General features: G+C 52.2%; 8 protein-coding genes and 1 pseudogene. 5 read left to right on the forward strand and 4 right to left on the reverse strand.

The window, feature by feature from the left end; translation table 11 throughout:
- Positions 1-82 precede the first annotated feature (82 nt).
- From CMR03_RS02055 to CMR03_RS02065, 3 genes are all read left to right on the forward strand, one after another.
- Positions 83-1,384: a glycoside hydrolase family 10-like protein gene (locus CMR03_RS02055; RefSeq protein WP_096010604.1), complete on the forward strand. Its 1,302-nt coding sequence runs from the start codon at positions 83-85 to the stop codon at positions 1,382-1,384.
- Positions 1,381-1,818, forward strand: coding sequence for a GNAT family N-acetyltransferase (locus CMR03_RS02060; RefSeq protein ID WP_096010605.1), 438 nt, complete (start codon positions 1,381-1,383; stop codon positions 1,816-1,818). Before CMR03_RS02055 ends, CMR03_RS02060 begins: the two co-directional genes overlap by 4 nt.
- A gap of 113 nt (positions 1,819-1,931) precedes the next feature.
- Positions 1,932-3,161 carry an MFS transporter gene (locus CMR03_RS02065; protein ID WP_096010606.1) on the forward strand — a complete coding sequence of 410 codons (1,230 nt, stop codon included), beginning with the start codon at positions 1,932-1,934 and terminating at the stop codon, positions 3,159-3,161.
- Positions 3,162-3,200: 39 nt separating this feature from the next.
- Here the strand turns inward: CMR03_RS02065 and malT are convergent, their stop codons facing one another.
- Positions 3,201-5,903, reverse strand: a complete 2,703-nt coding sequence (malT, locus tag CMR03_RS02070; protein ID WP_096010711.1) for an HTH-type transcriptional regulator MalT — start codon at positions 5,901-5,903, stop codon at positions 3,201-3,203.
- A 281-nt stretch (positions 5,904-6,184) separates the two neighbouring features.
- On the opposite strand from malT, the gene malP reads away from it, so the two are divergent.
- The gene (malP, locus tag CMR03_RS02075; protein ID WP_096010607.1) at positions 6,185-8,587 is read left to right on the forward strand and encodes a maltodextrin phosphorylase; all 2,403 of its coding nucleotides are present in this window, start codon (positions 6,185-6,187) and stop codon (positions 8,585-8,587) included.
- A gap of 8 nt (positions 8,588-8,595) precedes the next feature.
- Positions 8,596-10,676, forward strand: a pseudogene (gene malQ / locus CMR03_RS02080) (4-alpha-glucanotransferase).
- Positions 10,677-10,922: 246 nt separating this feature from the next.
- Here the strand turns inward: malQ and CMR03_RS02085 are convergent.
- The 3 genes from CMR03_RS02085 to CMR03_RS02095 form a co-directional block, all read right to left on the reverse strand.
- Entirely contained in the window at positions 10,923-11,126 is a 204-nt protein-coding gene (locus CMR03_RS02085) for a hypothetical protein (protein WP_063879635.1), read from the reverse strand.
- A 271-nt stretch (positions 11,127-11,397) separates the two neighbouring features.
- Positions 11,398-12,933, reverse strand: a complete 1,536-nt coding sequence (locus CMR03_RS02090; protein WP_082875197.1) for a sensor domain-containing diguanylate cyclase — start codon at positions 12,931-12,933, stop codon at positions 11,398-11,400.
- Positions 12,934-13,222: 289 nt separating this feature from the next.
- A complete protein-coding gene (locus CMR03_RS02095; RefSeq protein ID WP_063879633.1) occupies positions 13,223-13,957 on the reverse strand; it encodes an EAL domain-containing protein in 735 nt (244 codons plus the stop codon).
- Positions 13,958-14,196: the final 239 nt, after the last annotated feature.

Below are 14,196 nucleotides of genomic sequence, written 5' to 3' on the forward strand. Positions count from 1 at the left end.
GGATCAGAATAGCCTGCATCAAGGACTGCGCTACACGGAGTTTATCATCATCACCTTTCGCGACCTGTTCCGCTTCAACGCGGTGGTAAAAACTGGCCTGTTAGCCGCATCGGCCTTGCTGCTGGTCAGTTGTGCCTCTGAACCGCCTAAATCGCTGGTTACGCCCTTCCCGCCCGTCAGTAAACCGTCGCTGCCTTCACAACCGGTGCAACATCATGAACCGGTGCGCGGCGTCTGGCTGACGACGGTTTCACGGCTTGACTGGCCACCGATCGCCTCCGTGAATATCAGCAATGACAACGTGCGCGTCAGTCAGCAAAAAAAAGCGCTGACCGATAAGCTGGATAAGCTGAAAAGTCTGGGCATCAATACCGTGTTTTTTCAGGTTAAACCAGACGGCACGGCCCTGTGGAGATCAAAAATCCTGCCCTGGTCAGACATGATGACCGGAAAGATTGGTCAGGACCCGGGCTTCGATCCGCTGCAGTTTATGCTCGATGAGGCGCACAGGCGCGGTATGCGGGTACATGCCTGGTTTAATCCTTATCGCGTCTCGGTGAATACCAAACCTTCAACGGTGGGTGAGCTTAACCGCACGCTGTCACAGCAGCCAGCCAGCGTGTTTGTGCTGCATCGCGACTGGATTCGTACCTCGGGGGATCGCTATGTGCTCGACCCCGGCATTCCGGATGCCCGGGACTGGATAACCAGCATCGTGGCAGAAGTGGTCAAACGTTATGACATCGATGGCGTGCAGTTTGATGATTATTTCTATGCCGAATCACCGGGTTCTGCCTTGAATGACAGCCAGACCTTTATCAAATACGGTCAGGGTTATGCGTCTAAAGCGGACTGGCGCAGGCACAATACGCAGTTGTTAATCGAACAGGTTTCTCACACCATCAAGCAGCTCAAGCCGAATGTAGAATTTGGCGTCAGCCCGGCTGGCGTCTGGCGTAACCGCTCCCATGATGCGGCAGGCTCGGATACGCGCGGTGCGGCGGCTTATGATGAATCCTATGCGGATACGCGCCGTTGGGTGCAGGAAGGCTTGCTGGACTATATTGCGCCGCAGATTTACTGGCCCTTCTCGCGCAGCGCCGCCCGCTATGATGTGCTGGCAAACTGGTGGGCTAACGTGGTGAAGCCAACCAAAACCCGCCTGTATATCGGCATTGCCTTATACAAGGTTGGCGTGCCGGCTAAAAATGAGCCGGAGTGGACGATTAACGGTGGTGTGCCGGAGCTGAAAAGACAACTGGATCTTAACGATTCCATCCCGCAGATCGATGGCACTATTTTGTTCCGGGAAGATTACCTGAATCAGCCGCAAACCCAGCAGGCCGTTAACTACCTGCGCAGCCGTTGGGGCCAGACAAAGTGATCCATACCAGGATCGTCCCCGCATGCACACCGGCGCTGCAGGTGTTGACGGCCCGTCTGTCAGCCGAGCTGTTGGCAATCACCGGCGACGACGGGACGCATCACTTTACTCCCTCAGACGATGCGCTATGGATACTGGCCACCGATGATGCGGATAACCCTGTTGGCTGCGGCGCATTGCTGCATGTTTCCCCTGATATGGCCGAACTGAAACGCATGTTTTCCACCCGACAGCGTGCGGGAACCGGCGCGGCGCTGCTGGCAGCCATAGAGCAACTTGCCCGGCAGCGGGGCTATAAAGCGATTCGGCTTTCTACCCGCGTCATCAATACCCGGGCCGTGGCGTTTTATCAGCGTCAGGGTTATCAGGAAACCGACCGCTATGGCGTGTATGTGGACAGGCCCGCCTCGGTTTGCCTGAGTAAAACATTATGAGCATTAACAATTATTTTACTAATTTGCCATAAATAGCACTTTTGTCAGCACCGCTGTTTTTTCGTGGGGTAAGATACGTCAACTAACGTAAAGCCGCCTATACGGAAATCCTCATGTCTGATTACTCCAGCGACGTAAAATCAAACCCGCCGGGCCTGGCCCCGACCGTTGACGACAGCCAGAAGATTCTGGTGTCGATTCTTGGCGCGGTGGCGGTTTCCCACTGCTGTAACGATTTTATCCAGGCCATGCTGCCGTCGATTTATCCTTTGCTGAAATCCAATTTTTCTCTCAGCTATGCGCAGATTGGCCTGATTACGCTTATCTATCAGATGACCGCCTCGCTGTTGCAGCCCTGGATTGGCCTGTATACCGACAAACATCCTAAACCCTGGCTGCTGCCCTCTGGCATGGTGGCAACCCTGTTCGGCATCGGACTGCTGGCAATAGCCCCGCACTTCTCCGTGGTGTTGCTTGCTTCGGCGCTGATCGGCGTGGGTTCCGCAACCTTTCACCCTGAAGCCTCCCGTGTGGCACGCATGGCATCGGGCGGGCACTTTGGTACGGCGCAGTCCACCTTTCAGGTCGGTGGCTATATCGGCACGGCCTTTGCGCCTTTAGTGGCCGCGATGCTGATTATTCCGCATGGGCAGCTGGCGGTGGGCTGGCTGATGTTGATTGCGCTGTTTGCGGTCATTGTCCTTTCCGGCATCAGCCGCTGGACGGTTAAGCACGGCCATGCACACATGAAAAAACATAACGGTCAGGCAATGCGATCGCTGTCCCCGCGAGATGTGAAACTGGCGTTATCGGTGGTCGGTGTGCTGCTGCTGGCAAAATTTACCTACATTGCTTCTATTAGTAACTACTACATTTTCTATCTGGTTGAGCGTTTTCAGCTCCCGATCCCTCAGGCTCAGATCTACCTGTTTACCTTTCTGGCCGCCGTGGCGATCGGCACCCTGGTGGGAGGGCCGGTCGGCGATCGTATTGGTCGTAAGGCAGTGGTCTGGATCTCGTTTCTGGGCGTTATCCCGTTCTCGCTGCTGATGCCGCATGCCAATCTGTTCTGGACCGCCGTGCTGACCGTCTGTATCGGTCTGGTCTTTTCATCGGCGTTTGCCGCACTGGTGGTGTATGCGCAGGAAGTCCTGCCGGGCCGCACCGGCATGGTGGCCGGGATTATGTTTGGCACCATGTTTGGTATTGGCGGGATTGCGGCGGCGGCGCTGGGGAAATTTGCGGACTGGTACGGCATCACCACGGTGTACAACGCCTGTGGCTTTCTTCCACTATTGGGCTTTGCCACCTTACTGATGCCCGATACACGTCGCGTTAAATAACGGCACAGACAGGCAGCGTGCTGCTGCCTGTCGTCTTTCTCACACGTAGCCCATCATTTTCAGCATCGACTGCGCCTGGGTCATGGCTTCAGCCCGATGCGTAATCCCCAGCTTTTGATAAAGATTACGGATATGGGTTTTGATGGTGGTTGACGCCACCTCCAGCTCCGCCGCAATCTGCTCGTTGCTGTAACCCGAATAGATTAGCCCCAGCACCTGCCATTCGCGCTGTGTCAGTGGGCTGGTACGGATCAGCTCGGGCACGTCAGGATGATTCAGCAGGCGGCTGACAAACCCCTCGTCAAAATGGGCAAATTTATGACGGTGGTATTTATTGATCTCGTTAAGGATGCGCCGTGCCCGATGGTTATCCAGCTCATCCAGTGCATTCAGCTGCAGCACCTGGCGTAGCTGTTGCGCCATGGGTTCGCCCTGAACGACAAAATGGCTGATAAAGCCGGTGCTGCGAGCCAGCCTGAGCGCCTCCAACAGTGCGTGCTGCGCGTTGGCGCGCTGATCGTTTTCCCAGTAGATATGGTTCAGCAACAGTACATTACGGTTAAGATCGCTCATTAACTGCAAGGCACGTGCGTTTTCATTCAGCTCATCCAGAATCACTTCGGCCTGAGTGTAATGCCCCAGTAAAATTTGCGCCCGCGCGACGTTGCGCCACTGCCCCTGCAAAAAATGGTTATTGGCACAGGCCGGTTTGGGTGTCTGACGCAGCCACTCACTGGCGCTTTGCGTGTCTCCTGTCATTTGCCAGTACAACACCCGCACCTTATCGGCATTGGCGAGCCAGTCATTGTGCCAGCGTCCATTGTTAAGCAGGTTTTCCAGCCGGTTTAACAGGTTGCGGGCGTTGTCCAGGTTTCCCCGGGCAATCGCGCTCTGCACCAACAGTCCAAGGCACTGGATCTGCTGCTGAGGCTGATAACCCTGCAACACCTTCATGCCTTCACGTGCGGCCTGCTCGGCCTCATCCAGCCTGCCCCAGGCCCACATCAGCTGGGCACGGATACGCAGCAGAAACTCATGCAGCGGGAAGTGAGAAAGATGCTGCTCTTTCACCAACACAAAGGCGCGCTCCTGGGTTTCATAGGCGGTTTGCAAAAAGCCCTGGGCAAACAGGATTTCGCTTTGCTGGATCAGGCTCCAGAGCACATAGTGCCAGGCCTCATCCCGTCGCGCCATGTGCTCCGTCTGGCGCATGAGATCCAGCGAATTACTCAGCTCCCCTTTGCAATGCATGACCTCGCCATGCACGGATGTGGCGACAATACGGCTGTAATGGCGACGTTCAGGCAGGGCGTCCAGCGCCAGCATCGCCAGACGTTCGGCCTCATCAGCATTGCCGTCGTTTATCGCAACCTGCGCCCGTAACGCATTGAACTCACCGCGCAGCACCGCATCGATTTCACACTGGCTCTCCTCTTCAAACCGGGCCAGCAGGCTGTTAACCTCTGCGAAACGGTGCTGGCTTTGCATCAGCCAGGCCTGCAGCAGCACCAGGCTGGGATTCTCAAGTCGCATCGCCCAGGGCAGCGCATTGAGCGAGGACTCCAGTAAAGGCAGTTCGCTCTGATTAAACAGTGACCACGCGTGCTCGGTTAACACATCCCGCAGCATCTCCGCATCACCCGAGGCGCGCGCATGATGGATAGCCTCGCTGGGGAAGCCCTGCGCCATCCAGCTTGTCGCCGCCGCCCGATGCAGTGCCGGCAGCTCGGCGGCCAGTTCCCACTGACAGCGCTGTTGCAGGAAACTGCCAAACAGCGGGTGATAGCTAAACCACTGACCCGAGTCATCCATTCGTTGCAGAAACAGCCCCTGACGCTCAATCTCTTCCAGCCAGCGCTGACCGTTATCCTCACCTGTCACCTGGGTAATCAGCGCCGCATTGAGCGAACGCAATAGCGAACTTTTAAGCAGGAAATGGCGTGTCGTCAGACTGACGTTATCCAGAACTTCCTCGACCAGATAATCGGTTAAATGGCTGGCGTTAATACCAGACAGACGACGTGCCGAGTGTTGCGCGGCGCCTGCACCCTGCCGGGCCGACAGTGCAATAAGCTGTAGCGCGGTAGCCCAGCCCGCCACATCATCACACAGCCGCCCTGTCTCGTCGGAGGCCAGCGGCGCAGGCAGGCGGGCATCAAAAAACTGTTGGGCTTCGTGATGGGTGAAGGCCAGTTGCTGACTGCTTAGCTCCAGCAACTGCTCGCGAACACGCAGATTGGCGATGCCTAACTGCGGCAGATTGCGTGAGAGCACCACCAGGGTAATGTTTTCGGGCTGATGGCGTAAAAAGAAACGCATCGCATCATGAATCACAGGATTCGTAATGTGATGGTAATCATCGATAATCAGCCACAGCGGCTGATGCCAGGCCTGGAGTTCGTGAAAGATCTGGGTAAAGAGCGCATTCAGGTTAACGTACTGGCGCTTGTGGGCCAGCGCCTCGCTGCGGCTACAAGCGCCCTGCGTGGCCTGCTGAAGCGCAGCAATGAGATAGTCTGCAAAACGCTCCGTTTGATTGTCACTTTCATCAAGAGAATACCAGCCTAAATCGGCCTTATCTGCTGCCCACTGAGACAGTAATGTGGTTTTGCCGTAGCCCGCCGGACTGGTCACCAGTACCAGCCGATAATTACCCGCAGCCGATAATTTTCGTATCAGGCGGTCCCGTTTTACCGTGGTTTCATGGCGGACAGGACGGCTGAGTTTTGAGGGGATTAACATGAACGCACGCTTCTCCGTTAACGTCTGGCGCATCATTTTTTTACGCTTCGTAATTATTCCTCACACGTTCAGCTATCGCCTCTGATAAAGCAAGTGGACGCTTAAGTGGATCTTCACAAAAGCGAGTCTAATCACACTTAAGTTAAATTTTCAGGCTTGCCTTATCCTCTCCTCCCTTGCCCTCATCCTGACGGAACCTTTGCCGGGATGAGGAGCGGGCCTGCGCGCCAGGGCAGACTGAATGTCATCCCTTTTCTACTTTATCGACAGGACACCAGGCTATGACACAGCACCCTTTTGATCACGACCGTTTTACCGCTGCGCTGACGCGCCAGTGGCAGCATTTTGGCCTGCATGAGGCAGGTGACATGACCCCGCATCAGTGGTGGCAAGCCCTGAGTGGTGCGCTGGCAGAGATGCTGAACGCACTGCCCGCCCGGCCTGCATCCGGGGATCAGCGCCATGTGAACTATCTCTCCATGGAGTTTCTGACCGGACGCCTGACCGGCAACAACCTGCTGAATCTGGGTTGGTATGACGCTGTAAATGACGCATTAAAACGCTGGGATGTTTCGCTCAGTGAGGTGCTGGAGCGCGAGAGCGATCCGGCGCTGGGTAATGGCGGACTGGGCAGGCTGGCGGCCTGTTTTCTCGACGCAATGGCCACGGTGGGCCAGCCCGCAACGGGCTATGGTCTTAACTATCAATATGGTCTGTTTCGTCAGCGCTTTGTTGAGGGTGCACAGGACGAAATGCCCGATGACTGGCAGCGTGACCGTTATCCCTGGTTTACCCACAACGCTGCACTGACTGTTACGGTGGGATTAGGCGGTAAAGTGATTTCCGACCAGGGTTCTGTGCGCTGGCAGCCTGCGTTTCAACTGGAGGGCGAAGCCTGGGATCTGCCGGTCGTGGGCTTTGAAAATGGCCTCACTCAGCCCCTGCGGCTGTGGCAGGCTAAACATGCGCATCCTTTCGATCTCCAGAAATTTAACGCCGGTGATTTTTTACGGGCAGAAAAGCAAGGTATCGATGCCGAAAAACTGACCAAAGTGCTTTATCCCAACGACAATCATCTGGCGGGGAAAAAACTGCGTCTGATGCAGCAGTATTTTCAGTGCGCCTGTTCGCTGGCTGACATCCTTCGTCGTCACCGTCTGGCGGGACGCCGGATTGACACCTTAGCCGATCACGAAGTTATTCAGCTTAATGATACGCATCCTACGCTGGCGATCCCTGAACTCATGCGGCTGTTGCTGGATGAGCATCAGCTCAGCTGGCAGGACGCCTGGGATATTACCCAGCGTACCTTTGCCTATACCAACCACACGCTGATGCCGGAAGCCCTGGAATGTTGGGATACCGCCATCGTGCGCAGCCTGCTGCCAAGGCATATGGCGATTATTAACCGCATTAATGCCCAGCTTAAAGAGGCGGTAAATGCGCGCTGGCCGGAAAACGAGACGGTCTGGTCAAAACTGGCGATCGTGCACAACAAACAGCTGCGCATGGCCAATTTATGCGTGGTGAGCTGTTTTGCGGTGAATGGCGTGGCCGCCCTGCACTCACGGCTGGTAAAAGAAGATCTGTTCCCGGAATACGTTGCCCTGTGGCCGGAAAAATTCCATAACGTGACCAATGGCATTACCCCGCGCCGCTGGATGCATCAGTGCAATCCCCGGCTGGCGGCGCTTATCGGAAAAACGCTCAATAAACCCTGGCTTAACGATCTGGATGCCCTTCAGGGGCTGGAAAACCAGGTGGACAACCCCGCGTTTTGCGCTGAATACCGGGAGATTAAGCAGCAAAACAAAACGGATTTAGCCCGCTGGATTGCGCAACGCACCGGTATTGCGGTGAATCCCGAGGCGATGTTTGACGTGCAGATAAAGCGGCTGCACGAGTACAAACGTCAACATCTCAGCCTGCTGCATACCATCGCCTTGTGGCAAACCCTGGTGAGCGATCCTCAGGCAAACTGTTGTCCCCGCGTGGTGATATTTGGTGCAAAAGCGGCACCGGGCTATGCGCTGGCCAAAAATATTATCTTCGCCATCAACAAGGTTGCCGACGTCATCAACAACGATCCGCGCGTGGCCGATCGTCTCAAAGTGGTCTTTATTCCCGACTATAACGTCTCGGTTGCGGAACGGCTGATCCCTGCCGCAGACCTGTCAGAGCAGATTTCACTGGCAGGCAAAGAAGCCTCCGGTACCGGCAATATGAAGCTGGCCCTGAACGGGGCACTGACCATCGGCACGCTTGACGGCGCAAACGTGGAAATTTCTCAACAGGTCGGCGATGAGAATATCTTTATCTTTGGTCACACCGTGGAACAGGTCAACGCGCTCAAGGCGGCTGGCTACGCACCTGCACAGTGGCGTGAAAAAGATGCCCAGCTCGACCGGGCGCTGACCTCACTTGAAGATGGCACGTTCAGCGCAGGTGACCAACATGCTTTTGATCTGCTGATACACAGCCTGGGGGCCAGAAACGGCGATCCTTATCTGGTTCTGGCCGACTTCCGGCATTACCTCCACGCTCAGCAACGCGTTGAAGCGCTGTGGGCCGATAAAGCCGCCTGGACGCGCGCAACGATATTAAACACCGCACGCTGCGGTATGTTCAGCGCTGACCGGGCGATTCGCCACTATCAACAGCGCATCTGGCAGCGTCAACGATAAGGATCATCATGAAACCACTTCATTATCCTGCCGGGATCGGCAGGATAGCTACGGACTACATTGATGCACATGGCGCGGTCCGCCAGGTGTCTGCGTTAACGCGTCAGCGTTTACTGGCCGCTATGCAGCCGGGTTCGGCTTCGGAAATGATCGCGCCGGTGGCGGTTTTTACACAGGGCAAGCCCATCACGTTAACGCCCTCTCTGTCTGGCCCGGCTCGCTGGTGTCTGGCCCGGCTCGCTGGTGTCTGGAAAGCGAAGCGGGAGAGCGCTGGTCGGGGCACGCTGAACCGGGACAACCGTTAGCGCTTCCTGATCTGCCTGAAGGTTATCATCGTTTGACCGTCATCCTGGATGCGCAGCGCACGACATGCCAGATAATAGTGACACCGTCACGTTGCTATGAACCGGACGCGTTACGCCGTGGCGAGAAATGCTGGGGCACCTGTGTTCAGCTCTATTCTTTACGGTCGGCACAAAACTGGGGAATCGGCGATTTTGCCGACTTGCGTCACATGGTGAATGAAGTCGGCCTGCGCGGTGGTGCTTTTGTGGGCTTGAATCCGCTGCATGCCCTTTTCCCCGCCTTACCCGAGCAGGCCAGCCCCTACAGCCCCTCTTCCCGGCGCTGGCTTAACGTGCTCTACATCTGTGTTCCCGAAGTTGAGGACTTTAACCTGAGTGACGCCGCGCAGCGCTGGTGGCAGTCCGCGGATACGCAAAACACACTGCGGCAGGCGCGTCATACACAGTGGGTAGACTATGCTGCGGTGGCATCACTTAAGCTGAATGCCCTGCAATTTGCGTGGCAGCGGTTTATGCAGCGTGACAAAGACGATAGTCAGGTCGTGGCGTTTGACGACTTTGTGGTTCAGGGCGGAGAAAGCCTGCTACATCAGGGGTTGTTTGATGCCTTGCAGGCCCGGCTTATCAAGGAAGATCCGCTACGCCACGGCTGGCAAACGTGGCCCCTGGCCTACCAACAGCCGGACACGGCCGCCGTGGACGCGTTCAGAATTGATCACGGCGATGAGATTCGTTTCTATCTGTGGCTGCAGTGGCTGGCGGCGAGTCAATTTTCCGCCTGTTGGCGCGACAGTCAGCAGCATCCGATGGCACCTGGACTTTATCGCGACCTCGCGGTGGGCGTTGCCGCTGGCGGATCAGAAACCTGGAGTCAGCGGGCGCTGTATTGCCTGGATGCCAGCGTGGGCGCACCACCTGATATCCTGGGCCCGCTCGGGCAGAACTGGGGATTACCGCCAATGGACCCGCAGGGTTTATATGACCGGGCATATGAACCCTGGATTACGCTGCTGCGCGCGAACATGCGCGATTGCGGCGCGCTACGTATCGATCATGTCATGGCTCTGCTGCGATTATGGTGGATTCCGCAAGGGGAAACGGCTGCATCAGGTGCTTATGTCGCCTATCCGATCGACGATTTGCTGGCCATTCTGGCACTGGAAAGCCAACGTCATCGCTGCATGGTGATTGGCGAGGATTTAGGCACGGTGCCGGAGGCGATCGTCGATAAGCTCCACAATGCCGGGGTTTACTCGTATAAAGTGCTCTATTTTGAGCAAACCTCGCACAAGGGATTCCGCCCGCCTGCGGCGTGGCCGCGCCAGGCGATGGCCGTGGCAACCACGCATGATATGCCAACGCTACGTGGCTGGTGGCAACGCGATGATTTAACGCTGGGCAGCGAGTTAGGATTGTATCCTGATAAAACGGTGCTTGCCGGGCTGTATCATCAGCGCAGGGCGGCCCGACTGGCGCTCCTCCAGAGCCTGAAGCGCTACGGTTATCTGAAGGAGCGCGCGTACGTGCAGGTAAACAGTCCGCAGATGAGCCGGTTACTTAATCGGGTGGTCCATCACTATCTTGCGGACAGCACAAGCGCCCTGCTGGGTTTACAACCTGAAGACTGGCTGGACATGGCCTCACCGGTCAATGTTCCCGGTACGGTAGCCGCTTATCCAAACTGGCGGCGTAAGCTCAGTATCTCGCTGGAGGCGATGTTTGCGGATGCGCAGATTAACGCCTTACTGAACGAGATCACAAGGCGGCGCAACGGCAAAAAATAATCCACTCCCCTTACCGGTTTTATCATGGGCGTAAGGGGAAAGGATATCATCCTGAGTGATGATAAGGATTTGGTTACTCAGGCTTCGATCCCTGGCCTTATGACGACCTCCCTTACTCTTGCCCTTTATGCCTGCTTAGAGCAAGGTTACGTAAATCACGTCGCCAGTGCGGTTGCAACCTAACGACCCAGGACGCTGGTCATAACTGACAGATTGGATATCGCGTCGGTAGTCATCCTAACGCGCTTAAAGCATCGTGCTTCGGCTTACCTTGAGCCTTTCTTCCAGCAATTTACCTTCCAGCAAAGCCAACCTGTTTTCCAGGTAATCGACTTGCTGAAGAAGTAATTCATTTTCTTGTCTCAGGATTGAAAGCGTGTTGTGCCAGCGCGTTAACAGTTCCGTCTGCGCAATATGGACATTTTCTATTGCTGTAAGTAGCGTATTCATTACTTTTTTCCTTTCGTAATAACATTGCCTGATTTTTCTTGTACTCATTTAGTTTAAAGCGTCTCAATGCATCGGATTGTTAAATGATAACTTTCCAGTTATTGGCGATTACTGAAATTCAGGATAAAAACACGCTTAATTTAGGGGTTAGATTGACTAAATATTTACATGTGAAAGCATTTACCAACAAAAAATATTCATACTTAACATGAGAAGCATTTACCACAAGCTCACTCCCTCTCTGTAATTGTCATTTTTGCAGCACTTATCCTTAGCTTTCTGTCAGTCTGTTTTTCCCTAGCCTTTTCGAATAATATAACGCGTTATCAACCTTGCTGATTAAATCCTCTAACGACTCTCCCCGCCATTCACCAAAGCCACCACTAAAAGTAACACTCAGTCCCTTTTCCCGCCATGTGCGTAATTCAACGTTACGCCGCCAGTCATTCAGGAGTACGCAGGCCTCCTCGGGATTAAGATCTGGGAAGATAACCGCGAACTCTTCTCCACCATAGCGATAGATTGAAATGTTTTTAGTCGTCAATACATTCATACCTTCACGAACGACATTTCTTAAAACAATATCGCCAACCAGGTGTCCGTAGGTATCATTGATAGATTTAAAATTATCAATGTCAATCATGGCGAAAACAAACGGATGCTTTTCCGACATCAAAAGGGAAATCTCAGCATCAAAGGCGCGTCGGTTTTTACAGCTTGTCAGGGCATCATGTACCGATTCTTTTAACAGTGTACTTTCCCTTTCCTTAGAGCTGGCGATTGCTTTGCCGAGCATCGACTCAAGTTTCGGCTTTTTATTCACTCCACCTGTTTGGATGGCATTTATAATGCTGATAAGGACATTTCTTGATGCATAATTTAGATACAAACCAAAACCTATAATTAACATTATCAAGACGCAAAAGCTGAATCCCATGATAATAAAATACTGAGTGTGCATTTCATTAATATCATTTTCACTAACTTTGTAAACAACAATCCAGTCAGGATTGGTTAAGGAGTGAGTGTAATACCATGACATGGTGGCCTTATCGTAGAAGTGGCTTTCTGCTCTGGAGATTTTCTCCATAAGATCGTGGTTAAATCTTTTTTCCAGGATGATGCCTGTATCGGCATTCATTAAAATATCACCTTGCGGGTTGATGACAAACAACGCGCCCTGTACGGGTAATCTCATCTGCCGCAATGATGTACTGAGATAGGATAAATCCAGTTTGAACGCGAGCGTACCTTTGTCTTTGCCATCAATAGAAATAATCGGCTTATAGAGCAACACAGATAACTCATTAGTTATCGGATCTTTATAAACACCTGTATATTGACTCAGTGTTTTTCTGTCTGCTTTTCTTGTTAACCATGGTGATGTCTTTGATGATAGTTTTATACATTCGCCTGCTTCTGGGACATGTATATATTCCCCGTCCGTATCAACTAAAGTAATGGATGATACCGATGGCAACAGCTTCAGTAGCTGCATTAACTGGATCATACCCTGGTTATTTTCATTTTTGATTGCTCTACTAAGCGTGTCTTTTTGTGCATAATAACGCGCCGATTGCGTCAGGAAGTTTTCCGCCTCACGCAGTGCAACACCCGTATAATTAAGCGTTAAATTGTAAGTGACATCGCTGTTTCTTTTATGATTATCTCCAATAAGACTCTTTTTTTGTAAGAAAATGAGCGTGACTGCAACAATAACACTACAAAAAAGCAACCCTGATATACCAGTAACTATAGGGATATTAAAAGATAGTTGTTTGTTTTCTGAGGGCATAAGTATTTCCATTTAAAACCCGACGGCAAGAGTTAACAATTTAAACAGGAGAAAAATATCAGATAATATGAATTCATTTTACGCACATAAAAGCCGTCCACATGACGCTCTCTTTGAGAGTGCGGTGCCAGGCGAAAAGCGAGTCTGAACAGGCCCAGCAAGCCTTCTGTCAGGAGAAGTAAAATAAGTGCAATTATATCTCTCCACGCGACGTCGCTAAAAAATAGCTTTTTCCATTGTCGTTAATGCAATAACCCATCACAGGAAGCAGACAAGCTGGCGCTCAGCGTTAATTAAAAAATTATTCATGTTGGAATCGGGTGCACTTTATAATTTTTTCCTTCCAAAGGTAGCCTTGTGCAAACAGAACGTCTTGGTTTGATACCAAAGAGAGATCTTCTTCACTCTCAATACCTTCAATGATTACGGGAATATTGGTTAGGGTTTTCCGCAGAATTCTTATTTCTTCTTTTAGCCAGGGTTTATGCAGCTCTCTTCTGTCAATTTTCACACCATCTATGTGGCCCATGATAACGTTGAGGATAATCAAATCATCGATGTAAAAATCATCAAACCACACCTCAAAATTTAATTTTCGCAATTCATCTATACGACGAAACAAAACCACCCTTACTTCATTCGTTAAACGCTTAATGTTACTTGCGTTTGAAATCTCGAACGAAACGCCTTTGAATTGTGAGAAATAATTGAGGTCTTTGATGTTCATCCCCAGCAAACTTTCAATGGAGATGTTAAATAATAATTTCAACTCATCCGGAAGAGAAAGCTTTTTTATACATGCAAGCTGAAGTTTTAACAAAGACATCAGATGCGAAGGTTTCTGTAAGGCAAACCACTTTTCAGCGCTTGTCCCATCCGTTAATACACTCAGCACTTCATAACCCACTATTGAGCCATCTCTTAGATTAATCAGGGGTTCTAGCTTTAGTCCGCACACGGCACTTAACTGATTGTATTTTTTTTCTACACCTACGTTCGCGTTCAGAAAGGACTCCCTTTTAAATTGCATTTCCATAACAACCTCTTTTTTACAATTAAGCTATTTAATCTTTACCCTGTGCTGTCACTTATTCGGAAGGATTACTCTCCTGAAGATTCCGCAGAAACCACAACGTTAACATGCTATTACTGTCTGGTTTCTGCACACGTAGCACTCCTGTGATTATTGTTAAAATTATGCTGAATTAAATTATCAATTCACGTCATAAAAACCTCAGGAAATTTTCTCTTAAAAAATAATTTATGCAAGTTAAT

The organism is Pantoea allii, assembly GCF_002307475.1.
GTDB classification, from domain to species: domain Bacteria; phylum Pseudomonadota; class Gammaproteobacteria; order Enterobacterales; family Enterobacteriaceae; genus Pantoea; species Pantoea allii.

Bases quoted from the DNA above. Each gene is read 5' to 3' on its own strand.
- CMR03_RS02065 (WP_096010606.1), top strand. From the start codon at position 1,932: ATGTCTGATTACTCCAGCGACGTAAAATCAAACCCGCCGGGCCTGGCC.
- malT (WP_096010711.1), bottom strand. From the start codon at position 5,903: ATGTTAATCCCCTCAAAACTCAGCCGTCCTGTCCGCCATGAAACCACG.
- malP (WP_096010607.1), top strand. From the start codon at position 6,185: ATGACACAGCACCCTTTTGATCACGACCGTTTTACCGCTGCGCTGACG.
- CMR03_RS02095 (WP_063879633.1), bottom strand. From the start codon at position 13,957: ATGGAAATGCAATTTAAAAGGGAGTCCTTTCTGAACGCGAACGTAGGT.
- CMR03_RS02090 (WP_082875197.1), bottom strand. From the start codon at position 12,933: ATGGAAATACTTATGCCCTCAGAAAACAAACAACTATCTTTTAATATC.
- CMR03_RS02085 (WP_063879635.1), bottom strand. From the start codon at position 11,126: ATGAATACGCTACTTACAGCAATAGAAAATGTCCATATTGCGCAGACG.